At 68.8% G+C, this 14,531-nt stretch carries 12 protein-coding genes; 7 read left to right on the forward strand and 5 right to left on the reverse strand.

Features of this window, described 5'->3' with window-relative positions; genetic code table 11:
* Nucleotides 1-2: 2 nt before the first annotated feature.
* Nucleotides 3-788 (reverse strand): TIGR04255 family protein, encoded by a 786-nt coding sequence (locus tag ACIBFB_RS13470; protein ID WP_397229699.1) that lies wholly within the window; start codon nucleotides 786-788, stop codon nucleotides 3-5.
* 502 nt (nucleotides 789-1,290) lie between these two features.
* Here ACIBFB_RS13470 and ACIBFB_RS13475 point away from each other — a divergent pair.
* Nucleotides 1,291-1,785: a hypothetical protein gene (locus ACIBFB_RS13475; RefSeq protein ID WP_397229701.1), complete on the forward strand. Its 495-nt coding sequence runs from the start codon at nucleotides 1,291-1,293 to the stop codon at nucleotides 1,783-1,785.
* Between the two features lie 316 nt (nucleotides 1,786-2,101).
* Here the strand turns inward: ACIBFB_RS13475 and ACIBFB_RS13480 are convergent, their stop codons facing one another.
* Nucleotides 2,102-3,391 carry an APC family permease gene (locus ACIBFB_RS13480; protein WP_397229703.1) on the reverse strand — a complete coding sequence of 430 codons (1,290 nt, stop codon included), beginning with the start codon at nucleotides 3,389-3,391 and terminating at the stop codon, nucleotides 2,102-2,104.
* A gap of 100 nt (nucleotides 3,392-3,491) precedes the next feature.
* On the reverse strand, nucleotides 3,492-3,905 hold the full coding sequence (locus ACIBFB_RS13485) for a DUF2000 domain-containing protein (protein ID WP_397229705.1): 414 nt from the start codon (nucleotides 3,903-3,905) through the stop codon (nucleotides 3,492-3,494).
* Nucleotides 3,906-4,014: 109 nt separating this feature from the next.
* Between ACIBFB_RS13485 and ACIBFB_RS13490 the strand changes: the two genes are divergently transcribed.
* Nucleotides 4,015-4,476, forward strand: a complete 462-nt coding sequence (locus tag ACIBFB_RS13490) for an Lrp/AsnC family transcriptional regulator (RefSeq protein ID WP_397229707.1) — start codon at nucleotides 4,015-4,017, stop codon at nucleotides 4,474-4,476.
* A 361-nt stretch (nucleotides 4,477-4,837) separates the two neighbouring features.
* On the opposite strand, the gene ACIBFB_RS13495 is transcribed toward ACIBFB_RS13490, so the two are convergent.
* Nucleotides 4,838-5,785 (reverse strand): helix-turn-helix transcriptional regulator, encoded by a 948-nt coding sequence (locus ACIBFB_RS13495; RefSeq protein ID WP_397229708.1) that lies wholly within the window; start codon nucleotides 5,783-5,785, stop codon nucleotides 4,838-4,840.
* 668 nt (nucleotides 5,786-6,453) lie between these two features.
* Here ACIBFB_RS13495 and ACIBFB_RS13500 point away from each other — a divergent pair.
* Nucleotides 6,454-7,476 carry a zinc-dependent alcohol dehydrogenase family protein gene (locus ACIBFB_RS13500; protein ID WP_397229709.1) on the forward strand — a complete coding sequence of 341 codons (1,023 nt, stop codon included), beginning with the start codon at nucleotides 6,454-6,456 and terminating at the stop codon, nucleotides 7,474-7,476.
* A 307-nt stretch (nucleotides 7,477-7,783) separates the two neighbouring features.
* Here ACIBFB_RS13500 and ACIBFB_RS13505 read toward each other — a convergent pair whose 3' ends face one another.
* Nucleotides 7,784-8,680 carry a hypothetical protein gene (locus ACIBFB_RS13505; protein WP_397229711.1) on the reverse strand — a complete coding sequence of 299 codons (897 nt, stop codon included), beginning with the start codon at nucleotides 8,678-8,680 and terminating at the stop codon, nucleotides 7,784-7,786.
* A gap of 223 nt (nucleotides 8,681-8,903) precedes the next feature.
* Here ACIBFB_RS13505 and ACIBFB_RS13510 point away from each other — a divergent pair, with 223 nt between their 5' ends.
* The 4 genes from ACIBFB_RS13510 (at nucleotide 8,904) to ACIBFB_RS13525 (ending at nucleotide 14,240) form a co-directional block, all read left to right on the forward strand.
* On the forward strand, nucleotides 8,904-9,419 hold the full coding sequence (locus ACIBFB_RS13510; RefSeq protein WP_397229713.1) for a hypothetical protein: 516 nt from the start codon (nucleotides 8,904-8,906) through the stop codon (nucleotides 9,417-9,419).
* Between the two features lie 111 nt (nucleotides 9,420-9,530).
* Nucleotides 9,531-10,214 (forward strand): response regulator transcription factor, encoded by a 684-nt coding sequence (locus tag ACIBFB_RS13515; RefSeq protein ID WP_397229715.1) that lies wholly within the window; start codon nucleotides 9,531-9,533, stop codon nucleotides 10,212-10,214.
* A 120-nt stretch (nucleotides 10,215-10,334) separates the two neighbouring features.
* Nucleotides 10,335-11,099, forward strand: a complete 765-nt coding sequence (locus ACIBFB_RS13520) for a PucR family transcriptional regulator (RefSeq protein ID WP_397229717.1) — start codon at nucleotides 10,335-10,337, stop codon at nucleotides 11,097-11,099.
* A 297-nt stretch (nucleotides 11,100-11,396) separates the two neighbouring features.
* Nucleotides 11,397-14,240 carry an AfsR/SARP family transcriptional regulator gene (locus ACIBFB_RS13525; RefSeq protein WP_397229719.1) on the forward strand — a complete coding sequence of 948 codons (2,844 nt, stop codon included), beginning with the start codon at nucleotides 11,397-11,399 and terminating at the stop codon, nucleotides 14,238-14,240.
* Nucleotides 14,241-14,531: the final 291 nt, after the last annotated feature.

A 14,531-nucleotide genomic window follows, 5' to 3' on the forward strand; every position in this document is an offset into this window, starting at 1 on the left:
GATCACTCCCAGGAATTTCTGAGCGACTCTGGCATCACTTCAAGGAATACCTTCAATACGCCATCGTGAAGTTCAGTTATTTCATCACGCCAAACTTGACCATCCTTCACATCCTTTTCTGAATCAAAAGAAATGAGAGCCGATTCAGTTTCAGAGTTCGACGGGTTCGGGACAGAGTCCAGCCCTACAGAGACCGGGATACCCAAACTCCCACCTCGATAACGCGCCCTAACACCAAAGTAATCGTAATCTCTTATAACTCTCTCGTACGGTTCTTTCCATCCCGAAAGAGCACCGTAGGTAAATTCGTCAGCTCCAATTGCGTCAACTATATTAACATAATTGACCATTACTTTCTCAACTTTCGGGAAATCTTTCCCAGAATTCTGAACAATATCACAAAACTCCGAAAATCGCTCTTCCATGTCACTCAAGAGACCAAAGAAGCCCGGGTAATCTAGTCCGGAGTTCTGAAACTTCCAAGCCAGAATGAACCTGTCGCTCTGGAATTGAATCGAACGGGTCTCTTCCTGGTTACTAAAGTCACAGTACGGTATCGGCCAAGAATCATCGGTTCCAACGAATCCAAAACCACCCCTCTCATCCGCTTGCCAGGGCGGAAGCGGAGCAGTCTCGGAGAGCACTGGGTACTGATTTTCCCACTTCAGCCTAAGAAGGCCAAAATCGAGAGAATTCATGCGATCAATTGGTTCAAAGAGGGCAGTCAATACTACTTGCCGGACAGGCGGGTGAGAGAAAGATATGTCTCGCCCTTCAAAATTTTCCAAGACTTCACCTCTCTTAGGTTAGTTTCATCTATTATTGTAGTTTAATTTTAACCACCGGTCCAGTCTCCTGCTAGTGATGTTGCCGAGTTGGGCTGTATGGAATCAAGGCGACGGCGCGAGCGCCGTCGCTGCGGCCACCGGCCGCTGCTCGGGCTGCGGGCTGACGCCCGGTCCCGAGCGCGCCCGTGGCGACGCCTCTGCCATTGTCTGTCGTGGCCCCGAAGATGGGGCCAGAATCGACCAAGTCAGGTCATCATGCCCTATGACCTGCGCGTATGTCAGAGCTTTTGGTCCTGAAACGGACGGATGTGCTCACCTGTCCCGAGGCACCCGTCAGCGGACTACGACTGTCTGGGGTATCTGCCCCCAGCGCTGCCGGGCACCTCGGCCCGAAACCGTGGTTGCGGTTCGCTGTGGTGCGGTGGCGAGCCAAGGCGTTCTGACGGCACCGGGGCCTACTCTCGGTGGCCCATCGCCCCCTACGGAGTCGAAAGGCTTCACCGTGCACAGCTCTCCCCTCACACGCCGCGCACTCGTCTACCCGGACTACGGGGTCTTCCAGATCATCGACTGTGAACACCCCGAGCCGGACGCTCCCCTACCCGGGTTCAACGACTTCAGCGTCGGCGAGCGCTCGGTGTTCCTCCACAGCTGTCAGAACAACGTCCTGGTCCGCCTCGACCTGGAGTCGTGGGAGACCGAACCCCCCGAACCAGGTACGGAGTGGGAGGCCACCCACACCGCTTCCATCACTCTCCCCAGCGGTGTGATCGGGGTCAGCGAGATGACGACCGGGACGCAGGAGAACCTGCTGACCCTGCCCGCACCAGGCCGGTACCGGATCCGAATGGCCCACCGCAACCGTCGCCTCGTCGGCCGGGCCTACGAAGCTCTCTTCAGCCAGTTCGAGGACACCGACGACCCGGGCTTCATCGCGGCCCAACGCGACCTCGAAGGCCGCGAACAGTACCTGGCCCAGTTCTGGCCCGAGTCCTAGCGGCACCGCGGCGATGCACATTCATTGCACACGCCACCGGGAAGCCACCGGAACCCCCGGGAAGCCCCCAGCACCCCCGCCCAGGTCAGCGGCCGTTTCCACCCCTCCCCCGCAAGCCAGCGGGGGCGCCCGGAACATCAGAAGGTTGGGGGTTCGAGTCCTCCCGAGTGCGCCACCTTGAGACAGTGGAGACGCGGCCCTACCTGGTAAAACGGGTGGGGCTTCGTCTTTTTTCGCGTTCCCCCGCGAGGATGCCGCGCGCTCCGACGCGCGATGCAGCGCCTCGCCGCGGCGGACGCCGATCACGTCGACGGCCTCATCCCGCGGGTCCGCCCACAGGTGCCCGTGGGTTCCGCCGTGCCCGGGTGCGGCGGTTCGCCCACACGAACAGCAGGGAGCACGCGCCCAGAAGGGCGGGGAGGGCGATCAGGACACCGCTGAAGAGCAGGACCACGCCGATGAACAGGGAGGCTGCGATGGAGCAGAACTGGAGGAGCGGGCTCCCGCGCAGGAGCTTGACAGCGGCGACGGCGCCGGTCAGTGTGACCGCCGTCAGGCAAGCCGCTGTTCCGCGCATGAGGATGTCCAGGTCCAGGGAGAACACCACCGTCGCGACGCCGAGAAGGAGACAGCACACCGCGAGCACCGCCAGGCTGCGGCGCGGGATGTCACCGGCTTTCGTCCCGTCGTCGAACCAGCGGGGAAATCCCCCATCGCGGCCCAGCGCCGCGCCCAACCGTGCCCCGCTCGCGATGTAGGCGTTGACGGCGCCGAACGTCAGCAGGACCGCCACGCCTGACGTCAGCACCAGGGCTGAGGGCCCCACGGCGAGTTCCATCAGGAGCAGCAGGGGAACCTCGGACTCAGCACCCGTGCTCCCCAGCACACCGACGGTGGTGACGGCCAGTCCGAGATAGAGGACGCCGACGGTGACAACCGTGAAGAGGGTGGCGAGGGGGAGGTGTCTGCGCGGGTCGGCGAACTCGCCCGACAGATGGCTCGCGGCCTCCCAACCGGCGAACGCGAAGAACAGAACGCTGGCCGCACTGCCGATCGCCCACCAGCCGTGCGGAGCGAACGGCTCGAAGTTCTCGCCCGTGACCCGGGGAACGGAGCAGGCCACGGCCACCAGAAGGAGCAGGATCAGGAGCGCGGCCAGGATGAGTTGGAGCCTGCCGGACACGTGCAATCCGGCGTGGTTGGCGGCGAACCCCGCGCCGAGCAGGGCTGTGGCCACCACGAGAACGGCCCCTCCGCCGAGCCCCAGCGCTTCCGCGACGTACTGGCCCCCGATCACGGCGGCTGCCAGGACACCGACCGGTACCGCGGCGAAGAACCACCAGCCCACCGGAGCGGTGATCCACGGCCCGAAGGCCCGGGCCGCGAAGGTCGCGACACCTCCTCCGTCCGGATAGCGCGAGCCCACAACAGCGAAGGTCACCGACACCGGGACACTGGCGAACAGCAGGAAGACCCACGCGACGATCGAAGCGGGACCGGCTGCCTGGGCGGCCAACGCGGGGAGAGCGAGCACCCCTGGGCCCAGCACTGCTCCCAGGTACAGTGCGGTCCCCGCCCCGAGGCCCAGTCTGTAGGGCTTTCCCATACTCCCCCTCCATCGCCGCTCGGCCACGTCCCGTGGTGCGTCTCCCCGCCGCCGCGCTTTCCCTGACTCAGTCAGTGGGCCCCTCACACGGGACACCGGATCAGCTCATGAGCGGAAGGCGCTTCGTGAGTCTCGTGATCGCGTTGCGGGGACCGAAGAGCGCCAGACCGACGTAGTCGATCTCCTCGGTCGGCGTGGCGGCCAGGGCGGCCTCGTACTCCTCGTAGGTCCTCGAACGCCGTGCCACTTCGTTGAAGCCCACGACGGTCACGCCTTCCTTGGCGGAGGCCCTCGTGTGGAGGTCGCGGAGTTGCTCGGTGGAGGCCACCAGCGTGGGAACGGGATGCGGGTTCAAACCAGCGTGCACACCCCCCGAGGCGTCCACGCCGTCGTCCGCGACGGAGCCGTCGAGGCGGCCACCCATGGCCAGGCCGAGCACGGCGGCGGCGTTCGCAGCGATGGCTGGCTCCAGCCCTTCCTGCAGGGCGACGATCATCTTGACGGACGGATACATGACCTCTCCAAGAATCAATCGGACGGATTCAGATTCAAATACTAGACATACAGTCGACTGTTACACCAGATAATCGAATATCATTCGGTGATTGACGTAGACTGGCCGAATGGACGAACTTGATTCGGCGATCATCCGCCACCTCCAGCTGAATGCACGGCAGACCAACCGCGAGCTCGCCCGCACGGTCGGTGTCGCCCCCTCCACGTGCCTGGAGCGGGTGCGCTCCCTCCACGAACGCGGGGTCATCCGCGGCTACCACGCCGAGATCGCGCCTGAGGCGCTCAACCGTCGGGTCGACGCCTTCGTCTCCGCGCGTCTGCGCCCGCTGAGCAGGCCCATCATCGACGGGTTCAAGGAAGCCCTGATCGCTCTACCCGAGGTCCTGGCCGTGTTCGTGGTGGCCGGCGACGACGACTTCCTCATCCAGGTGTCGGTCCAGGACCTGGACCATCTGCACAACTTCCTGATCGACCGGCTCAGCGAGCGCCCCGAGGTCGTGAGCTTCCGGAGCCAGATCATCTACCAGAGCAGCCGCAAGCACGTGCAGGACAGGCTCTCCGACACATGACCGCGCGGACGAGCACGCGTAGCGGCCCCGGACGGTGAACCGGGCCGCCTCCACCACCGGGTCATTCGAGGGTGGACCCGCACGGGACGTCGGCGGTCTCGGTGGCACCGGTGGTGATGTCGGAGCGTCGAAGGGAGACCGGGCGGATGCACACCCCGTGGTCGGCGGCCATCTGTTCGGTGACCTCACGCGCCAGGGGTTGCGCGAGCCGCTCGGCCGGGTCGACCCACCGGTAGGAGTCGGCATCAACCCACCCCCAAATCCCCGCAGTCGGCGCATCCGCGGTCGACCAGCTGCGTCCGCGCGACCTGCCGCGTGGAGACGTCCAGGCCCCGTTCGGAGAACACCTGGGAGCCCGGTCTCACCGCGATGGGTCGCGCCAGCCGGGGTTCCTCTCCTTGGGTTCGGTCTGGGTGGCGGATGGGCTCTGGGGTTCGGCGGGGGCGGCCGCCCAGCTGGCGAGGAGCTTGAGCCGATCTTCGTCGGAGGTCCCCGGCTCGGCTGTGTAGCTGGTCAGGGAGTGGGCCTCATGGGCAGAGATAGGCAGGTCCATCGGCTGGTAGGTGAGTTCCAGTGGGCCGACGGCAGGGTGGTGGAAGCGTTTGACACCGCCGTGGTGGATGCGCACGTCGTGGGCGGCCCAACGGATGCGGAACTCGGCGCTGACGGTGGACAGCTCACCGATGAGCTCTCGCAGTGCCCTGTCGTTCGGGTAGCGCCCGGCTTCGACGCGCAGCATGGCGGTGGTGGTGTTCGCGGCGTGGTCCCAGTCGCCGACGAAGTCGGGGGCGCCACGGTCGAGGAACCAGTACCGGGCGAAGTTGGGGCGGCCGCGTTCGTCCGCGGTCTCACTGTCGAACAGCGGCGCGAACAGGGCGCGGGCGAGTGGATTGAAAGCCACCATGTCCATGCGGCCGTTGGTGACGAACGCCGCGGACAGCGTGATGGAGTCGAGCAGCCACTGGACGCGGGGCGGTATGTCCACGGCCTTGCGCCGACGGGGTGAGCGGCTGGACGGCCGGGCGGCCCTGGCCACGTCGAACAGGTAGGTGCGCTCCTCCTCGTCCAGTTGCAGCGCGCGGGCGACCGCGTCGAGGACTTCCTCGGACACACCGCTGACGTGGCCCTTCTCCAGCCGCGTGTACCACTCGGTGCTCACACCGGCGAGAACGGCGACCTCCTCGCGCCGCAGCCCCGGAACCCGGCGTCGGCCGCTGGTGGGCAACCCGGCCTGCTCCGGGGTGATCCTGGCGCGCCGGGTGGCGAGGAAGTCCCGGATCTCGGAGCGGTTGCCGGGTCGCTGGTCCATGCCCTCCACAGTAGGCGCGGGCCGCCGGAAAGGGAGGTTGAGCTTGTACCCCCCATAGACACGACCTTCTTCTCACGCGATGGATCCGGTTTCGTGAGTCTCGCGGCGTGACCGTGTCCCTTGTGGAGAAGAGAAGCGATGAGCACGCGAGGAGGAGCTCTCCAGGCGCCCGCGGGGTCGGGCGCCGAAGGGCTCGGGCGGCCCCCATGGGGCTGATCGCCCGCCACGTTCCGCACGACGGCGGGGACGGACGGGCGGTGTCGATCCGATCCGAACTGTCCGCGTCGCGCTCCGGCCGCCCGTGGCTGGCGCTGGCCGCCTGTGCGACCACCGAATGTGGCGCTCTGGGAGCGTTCAGTCACATCGCGTCGCTGCTCACCGGCCATGCGGGCCTCGCCGCCGGGCTCGTCCCGCTGGTGCTCGCCGTCTTCGGCGCCGGGGCCCCGGTGGGCTTCCCCGTCGGAGGCCGACGCGGCGACGTCCGTCCGGCTTCGCCGCCCCCACCGCCGTGCTGGCCGCCCTGCCGGGGCTCTTCGGGCTCGGCGCCAACCCGGTGCTGATCTCCCTGCCGACCCCGCCGTCGCGGCGTCGATCCGGGGCGCGGAATCGCCTGACCACCTTCGGCGCGGCAGGCGCCGACGACCAACAGAGAACAAGGAGTGGCACACATGCGCGGAGTAGTGATGTACAAGGCCGGTGACGTCCGGGTGGAGGAGCGTGAGGACCCGAGGATCCTCGAGCCCACCGACGCGGTCGTCCGGCTGACCGCGACCTGCATCTGCGGGTCGGACCTGTGGCCCTACCGCGGCGTCGAGCCCGCCGATCATCAGGTCATGGGCCACGAGTACGTGGGCGTCGTGGAGGAAGTCGGCTCCGAGGTGAAGAACGTCAAGGCCGGTGACTTCGTCGTCGGGTCGTTCGTCATCTCCGACAACACCTGCGAGATCTGCCGGGCCGGGTTCCAGTCCAAGTGCGTGCACGCTGAGTTCGTCGCGCAGACGATCGGCACCCAAGCCGAGAAGGCACGTATCCCGCACGCCGACGGCACGCTCGTCGCCACCCCGGGACACCCCGACCCCGAGCTGATCCCCGCACTGCTGGCCGCCTCCGACGTGCTCGGCACCGGCTGGTTCGCCGCCGTCGCCGCGCAGGCCGGGCCCGGCAAGACGGTCGCGGTCGTCGGTGACGGCGCGGTCGGACTCATGGCGGTCCTCGCCGCCAAGCGCCTGGGCGCGGAACGCGTCATCGCCATGTCCCGCCACCCCGAGCGGCAGAAGCTGGCCCGCTACTACGGCGCCACCGACATCGTCGAAGAACGCGGTGTCGAGGGCATCGCGAGGATCAAGGAACTCACGAACGGGCTCGGCGCGCACTCGGTCGTCGAAGCGGTCGGCACCCAGGAAGCCTTCATGCAAGCCGTCGGCGCCACCCGCGGCGGCGGGCACATGGGGTACGTGGGCGTGAACTACGGCGTGACCGTCCCCGGGATCGAGCTGTTCCTGGCGGGCGTCCACACGTTGGGCGGTCCGGCTCCGGTGCGTCGGTTCCTGCCCGAGCTGATCCAGCTCATCTGGGACCGCGAGATCGATCCTGGCAAGGTCTTCGACCTCACCCTGCCCTTGGACCAGGCCGCGGAGGGTTACAGGGCCATGGACGAGCGCCGCGCCACCAAGGTGCTCCTCACCCTCTGATCTGAGCGCCTGCCCGGACCGGCCGCGACCCGTCCGGACGCGGCCGGGTTGTCGCGGACGCGTTTCGGAGTCCGGGCCGGCCGGGCCTCTGCCCCGGACGGAGCATCCAGCAGAGGGGCGGACACGGTGCGGGTCAACGCCACCAGCCCTGACGGGTGCGGTCGTGTCCCTTCGCGTGGTGGAACCCCGCGGGCGCACGGACCCCCGGGTCCGATCCCGTCGGGGCCCTGGCGGCCCGGGACACGGCCGCGCCACCGGCGCCGTGCCGGCCCCCCGACCTCGGTCCGGGGGCCGACACGGCTACCGGTCAACGGCAGTCGTTGCCGGAGTTGGCGCGGTCCCTGACCCTCGTCTGGAGGATCCGCGGGCGCTCCGGGTCACCCACCATGACGTTGGTGGTCCCGTCCACGTAGTAGCCGTAGGAGAAGATCTCGTACTGGTTGGGCCGGCCCCGCCAGGTGCCGACCCACACCTGGTTGCCGTAGTCGTTGGGCCGCCACGCCCAGCTGTACGACTCGATGTCGAAGCTGACGTTCTGCCGCACCGTGACGGTCTGGTACTGGGCCTCCCACCAGGCGGTCCTGTGGGGTGCGGGGTCGATGGTGAACATGTCGGAGTGGGTGCGGGTCTCGGTGTCGGACCACTCGGCGCCCGCCGTGACGGAGATGTTCGCGCTGAACGCGTCGGTGAACTTGTACTCGCTGCCCACCGTGACCGAGTAGCTCTCGGTAAAGCTCGACGACGTGGTGTAGTCCAGCCGGATCGCCCGCTGGCCCTGCCGTGATCCGGTGCAGTTGGTCACCGGCTCCGAGACCCTTCGCCACCAGTGGCCGCGCCACGATGAGCGCAGGTCGGTGCGGTCGTAGCGGCAGCGGCCCCGCACGTACTCCCAGGGCGGGTTCAGCGCGCGTTGCCCGTTCCTGACGTTGTGCACCGGAGCGCGGCCCCCGGCACTGGCGTTGCGGACCTCTCCGGTCTGGACGTTGATGTAGAACTCGCGGGTGCCGGTGCCGCCGTCACCGCAGAACGTGGCCATCACCCTGTCGGTGCTCCAGCCCTCCCGGTAACTGGAGTCGGCCGGGTTCCTGATGTCCTCGATGCCGAGGTCCCGGAAGTCGGCCGCCGCCGGCGATGCCGTGGCCAGCGTGGTGGCCGCCGCCATGGCGAACACCATCGCGGCCGTCAGTGTCTTCTTGAGGAACACGCTCGCTCCCTGGGTCGTGGGGGTCGCGACACGGGCTCCGCGCTCACGGCGCGTGAGTCCGTGTCGGCTCCGAGTATTCGTCCGGAGCGGCGCACTTGACCATCCGAAATTGTCGGAATCTCCGCTCCGTCCGTACCCCCGGGATCCGGCCGCGACTACCGTGACCGGCCGACGGCCCGTGCGCCGAGCCGCGGGTCCACGAACACCCGGAAGGGACACACCGATGGCGACAACGAGAGGCCGTGCCCGTTGGCTGACGCGTGCCGTGGCGGCCCTGGGCACTCTGGCACTGGCGTCCGGCGTGGCGGTGGCCACGGCGGAGACGGCCCAGGCGCGTGACGGATCGCACTTCCTGCGCATCAGGACGTCCGGAAACGTGAATTCCGTGTTCGTCTCGGGTCGCGGATGGACCGCCTACGACATCGTCGGGCAGGGCTACAGCACCCTCACCACCCGAGGGCTCGACACCTGCTACATGTACGTCGGGGACAACAGCGCCAGCCCGTGGGTCAGCGTGAACAGCGGGTTGATCGCCCACACGAACCAGGCGCCCGGGATCCAGTCCATCGCGCCGGTGAACGGCGCGCAGCGGTCGAACCCGGCCTGGATCGACGGCACGCCGCTCACCATCACGACCTACACGTCCAGGGACTGCACCCAGGGACAGACCGCCCGCTACCTCGACGTTCGCGTGCCGGAGAACGACCTCGTCTACACCTGGACCGACCTCACCGGCTGAACCAGTGACGGGACACGTGGGGGTTCGGGTTGTACGTCGACCGAGGTCGTGCCGTACCGGGTCGCGGACCCCCACCATGGGCGCGCTCCCAGCAAAAGGTTGAATGTTCGTGTGAAACCCCCGCAAGAGCGGGGGCGCGTCCTCCTCGTCGACGACGCCCCCGACAGCCTGTCCATGCTCACCGTCGCCCTGAGGTTCGTCGGCTGCGAGGTCACCGCGGCCAGAACCGGAGGCGCGTGTCTCGAACTCGCCCTGGACTCCCCACCCGACGTCATCGTGATCGACGTCGAGTTGCCCGACACCGACGGATTCACGGTGTGCCGGCGCCTGAGAGAGGCGGGGCTGTGCACACCCGTGCTCTTCCTCACCGCCAAGGACACCTCCGAGGACAGGCTCCGCGGCCTGGAACTGGGCGACGACTACGTCACCAAGCCGTTCGACCTCCAGGAGACGGTCGCCCGGATCCGCGCTCTGCTGCGGCGCACCAGCCCTGGCGAACCCGCCCGACTGCGGGCCGGCGGTCTGGAACTCGACGAGGACACGCGGGACGTGCGCGGACCCGTCGGGGTCGTGCACCTGTCGGGCACCGAGCACAGGGTGCTGCGCCACCTGATGCGCAACGCCGGGCGACTGGTCACCAAACAGGAGCTCGTGCTCTCGGTGTGGGGGCGTGAGTCCGAGGGCGGCTGGGGCGCGGTCGAGACCTACGTCTACAATCTGCGGCGCAAACTCGGCGACACCGACCGAACGCTCATCCGCACGGTGCGCGGCGCCGGCTACGTCCTCCAGACCTGACGCGGGCGGCCTCGGAGCGCGTCCCGGCCGAGGCCGCCGGGGGTACCTCGTACGGTCACGTTGATCTTACTCTGAGGTAACTCTGAGAAAGGCGTCACCTGCGTCGGGTTCAGTGGAGGCATGAGGCAGAGGCCAGAGATCCCGCCCCTTCCCGCCCCTCCGGTTGAGGGGAGGACCCACTGGCCACCGCCCCTCGATCCCTGGCTCGCCCTGGCCTCACGGCCCCCCGGCCGCCTCCGGCCGCCGGGCGACGGCGCCGCCCAGGCGAGTCTCGCGATGTGCTGGGAAGGCTGGTCCGCGGCCCGGGTGTCGGCCGCCGAGAACGTCATCCGCGACCGACTCGGCGCGGTGTCCCTGGTGGCGCTGTCCTTCCACGGAGCTCACGTGGTCCTTCCCACGGCCAGCGAGGACCAGGCGGCGCGCGGAGCGACGGCGGTGCGCACCGCCTTGGGCGGGCGATCCGTGTGGATCGGCGTGGGGTGGTCGCCGCAGGCGGACGTCAGGCACGGGCGCCGTATGGCCCACGACGTCCTGGCGCTCGTGTGCGGTCTGCGCCTTCCACCCGGGGTGTACCGGTTGGGCGACATCCCGATGGAGTACGCCTCCGCGCAGATCCCGGCGGTCCGCGAGATGATGTCCACCGTCGCCGCGCGGGTGATCGGCGAACCGCATCTGCACGGGACCCTGGAGGCACTGGTCGACGCCCGCGGCAACCGCAGCCGTGCGGCGAAGGCGTTGTTCATCCACCGCAGCACGATCGACTACCGGTTGGAGCGGATCCGGACGCTCACCGGACACGACCCCACCCAGCCACAGGGCCTGCAGTTCCTCCGCACCGCCATGGCCCTGCAGCGACTGCGCCGCCCACCCGCCCCCCTCGTGTGACGCACCCGTTCCCCCGTCCGGTGACCGTGTCGGCACACGTGGCTTCCCAGGTCCGACAGGGCTCGGACGGTCCGTTGCGCGACCGCGTCCGCTGAGCGCGGTCGGGTGGAGCCGGCCGAGGTCCGGGCGATCCGGGCTTCCAGCTCGGTGACGCGCCCGTCAGCGCGGGCCGGCCGGAGGAGGGCGCCCGCTCGACCTCGCAGGTCCAGTGCCTGCCGTGCAGGAGAACCAGTCAACTCATGCAAGAGATCTGAATAGTTACGTCATCCCCACCTGGTTCCATCCTGAGGAGCGGACATGGCCGTCGAGATCTCCGTGCTCGGGGCAATCGAGACACATATCAACGGACACCCCGTCGACCTCGGACACGCCAGGCGGCAATCCGTGTTCATCGGATTGCTCGCGGACGCCAACCACCTGGTGTCGGTCGACCAGCTCATCTACCGGGTCTGGGGGCAGCATCCGCCCCAGGGAGCCCGGTCATCCCTCTACAGCTACGTATCCCGGATTCGGGCGGCCCTGTCCGCGGCCGGGAACGACGCCGTCGTCGACCGGCGTCCGGGCGGCTACACGCTCTCCCTGAGCGACCACAGCGCCGACGCCGTGGACCTGCACCGCTTCCGCGCGTTCACCGCGCTGGCGCGGGACGCCTCCTCCGAGGACGCCGCCCTGGCCCTGTTCGAGGACGGGCTCGGTCTGTGGCGGGCCGACGCCTTCGGCGCCCTGGACAGCCCTTGGGTCAACGAACTCCGGGAGAGCCTGCGCCTGGAGCGCTTCGGCGCGGAGCTGGACCGCAACGACCTGTTGCTCCGTCAGGGAAGACAGGGCGAACGCCTCGGCGACCTGCTCTCCCTCGCCCAACGGCATCCGCTGGACGAGCGCCTGATCGGCCAGCTCATGCTCACGCTGTACCGGGAAGGACGTACCGCGCAGGCGTTGGACTACTTCGAGTTCACCCGCAGGGCCCTCTCCGACGAGATGGGCACCGATCCCGGAGCCGAGCTCAGGGACCTCCACCTGAAGATCCTCAACGCCGATCCGGATCTGAACGCCCGGTTCCCCGCCCCGGTGCTCGCCGGGGTCCGGTCCGCCTCGGCTGCGGCCTCCCCGTCCGTGCCCCTGCCGAGCCAGCTCCCGCCTCCTCCGCCGCCGCTGGCCGGACGCGACGAGGAACTCGCCGCGCTCGACACCGCGCAAGAGTCCGAGGCGGTGTCGATCACCGTGGTCTGCGGCCTCGGCGGTGTCGGCAAGACCGCACTGGCACTGCGGTGGGCGCACGACAACCTGGCCCGGTTCCCCGACGGCCAGCTGTACGTGAACCTGCACGGCTTCTCCTCGACCGGCGTCGCGGCCCAGCCGCAGACCGTGGTCCACGACTTCCTCACCGCCCTCGGAGTGGACGCCAAGGCCATCCCGACCAGCACCGAGGCGCAGGTCGGCCTCTACCGCAGCCTCCTCGCCAAGAAGCGGATGCTGATCCTGTTGGACAACGCGCGCGACGCCGAGCAGGTCCGTCCCCTGATCCCCGGCTCCCCCACCTGCACCGTCGTGATCACCAGCCGTCACCGGCTCAGCGGCCTGCTCGCCACCGACGCGGCCGGATCCGTCACGCTCGGCCCGCTCACCTCCACCGAAGCGCACCAGTTGATGGCCGCCCGCCTCGGGGAGCGCCGTGTGGCTGAGGAGCCGGAGGCGGTGGAGTCGGTCATCCGCAGTTGCGGCCGGTACCCCCTGGCCCTCACCATCGCCTCCGCCCACGCCGCCAGCAGCCCGCACCTGCCGCTCCGCGAACTCGCGGCGGAGCTGCGGGAGACGGAGACCCTTCTCGACGTCCTGGACACGGGCGACCTGGACACCTCGCTGCGCGGCGTCCTCGACGCCTCCTACCGGGCGCTGCCCGACGCCGCGGCACGGCTGCTGGGCCTGCTCAGTCTGGCTCCGGGCCAGAGCATCGGACTGCCCGCCACCGCGGCACTCGCCGGGCTCCCACCCGCCCGCGCCAGGGTCCTGCTGCGCGACCTGGAATCGGTCCATCTCGTCCACCAGCCGATGCCCGGGCGCTACGAACTGCACGACGTCGTCCGCCTGCGCGGGAAGGAACGGGCGGAGCGGGACCAGCCGGAGGAGGACCGCCGCCGGGCGCTGGGCTCCCTGGTCGACTTCTACGTCCGCACCGCCGACGCGGCCAACCGACTTCTGAGCCCGAACGACATGCCGTCGTCCGCGATGGAGCGGGAACGGTCCTCCGGCGCGCACGCCCTCGCCCCGCGGCTGGCGGACGAGGCCCAAGCCCTGGAATGGTTCACCGCCGAGCGGTCCTGGCTGCCCGCCGTGGTCCGCCTCGCCGCGGAACTGGGCCTGTACCGCGAGGCCTGGAGACTGTGCTGGGACACCTACCTGTACTTCCGCCGCTGCGGCCACGTCGACGACTTCATCGGCACGGCCCGCGCCGGGCTCGATGCCGCGACCAGGCTCACCGATCCGGACGCCCCGACGCTCACGGCGTTGGCCCGCCGGGGACTGGCCTCGGCCATGCTCATGGCCGGGCACCACGGCGAGGAGCCGCTCGACCACCTCTCCCAGGCGCTGACCCACTTCGCGAGCGTCGGGGACCTGCTCAACCAGGCGCACACGCACCAGGTCCACCTGCTGTTCTCGATCCTCGCCGACGACGAGGAGCGGGCGCTCGAGCACGCGGAGCGGGCGCTCGAACAGTACCGACGTGTCGGCGCCTCGGTATGGGAGGGCTCCGCGCTCAACAACATGGGCTGGTGTCTGGCACAGTTCGGCCACCACGAACGCGCCCACGCCTGCTGCCAGGAGTCCCTGCGTCTCAGCCGCGCACTCGGGCACAGGGTGGGGGAGGCCGCCGTCCTGGACAGTCTGGGCTACATCTCCACCCGCTCGGGCCGCCACGCCGAAGCCGTCGAGCACTACCGCCAGGCGATCCAGGTGTGCCGGATCCTGGGAGACGCCTTCGAGGAGGCGAACGCGCTCCACGGCCTCGCGGAGGCCCACGACGCCCTCGGCGAGGCGGGCCCGGCCCGTGAGGCCTGGCGGCGGGCGCTGGCCCTCTACCGCGCCCAGCACCGGACGGAGCAGGCACGCGACGTCGAGGACAGACTCCGGGCGTCGCCGTGAGGACGCGCCGGCGTCCGTGCCGGGACTCGCCGCCGACGCGACGTCCGCGGTCACGTTCCGCGCGCACAAGGTTCGTGCAAGAAACGCACAAGTCGGTTGCGGGAACCTGCTTCCCGCCCGCATGAACGGACTCCCCACCTGCCCGTGCGGCTCCAGAGCCTTCACACAGATCCGCACAGGACCTTGAACCCGCCGTCGAACACTCACTCATCGATCGCGTTCCCGCGCCACCGGGGCTCGCCGATCACGGGCTCCGCGCCTGAGCCGCACCCTCGGGTGCCGCTGTCCGAC

Origin of the sequence: Nocardiopsis sp. NPDC050513 (genome assembly GCF_044457925.1) — a bacterium.
Lineage (GTDB): Bacteria > Actinomycetota > Actinomycetes > Streptosporangiales > Streptosporangiaceae > Nocardiopsis.

Bases quoted from the DNA above. Each gene is read 5' to 3' on its own strand.
- ACIBFB_RS13485 (WP_397229705.1), bottom strand. From the start codon at position 3,905: ATGTATCCGTCCGTCAAGATGATCGTCGCCCTGCAGGAAGGGCTGGAG.
- ACIBFB_RS13520 (WP_397229717.1), top strand. From the start codon at position 10,335: ATGAGGCAGAGGCCAGAGATCCCGCCCCTTCCCGCCCCTCCGGTTGAG.
- ACIBFB_RS13500 (WP_397229709.1), top strand. From the start codon at position 6,454: ATGCGCGGAGTAGTGATGTACAAGGCCGGTGACGTCCGGGTGGAGGAG.
- ACIBFB_RS13490 (WP_397229707.1), top strand. From the start codon at position 4,015: ATGGACGAACTTGATTCGGCGATCATCCGCCACCTCCAGCTGAATGCA.
- ACIBFB_RS13495 (WP_397229708.1), bottom strand. From the start codon at position 5,785: ATGGACCAGCGACCCGGCAACCGCTCCGAGATCCGGGACTTCCTCGCC.
- ACIBFB_RS13525 (WP_397229719.1), top strand. From the start codon at position 11,397: ATGGCCGTCGAGATCTCCGTGCTCGGGGCAATCGAGACACATATCAAC.
- ACIBFB_RS13480 (WP_397229703.1), bottom strand. From the start codon at position 3,391: ATGGGAAAGCCCTACAGACTGGGCCTCGGGGCGGGGACCGCACTGTAC.
- ACIBFB_RS13510 (WP_397229713.1), top strand. From the start codon at position 8,904: ATGGCGACAACGAGAGGCCGTGCCCGTTGGCTGACGCGTGCCGTGGCG.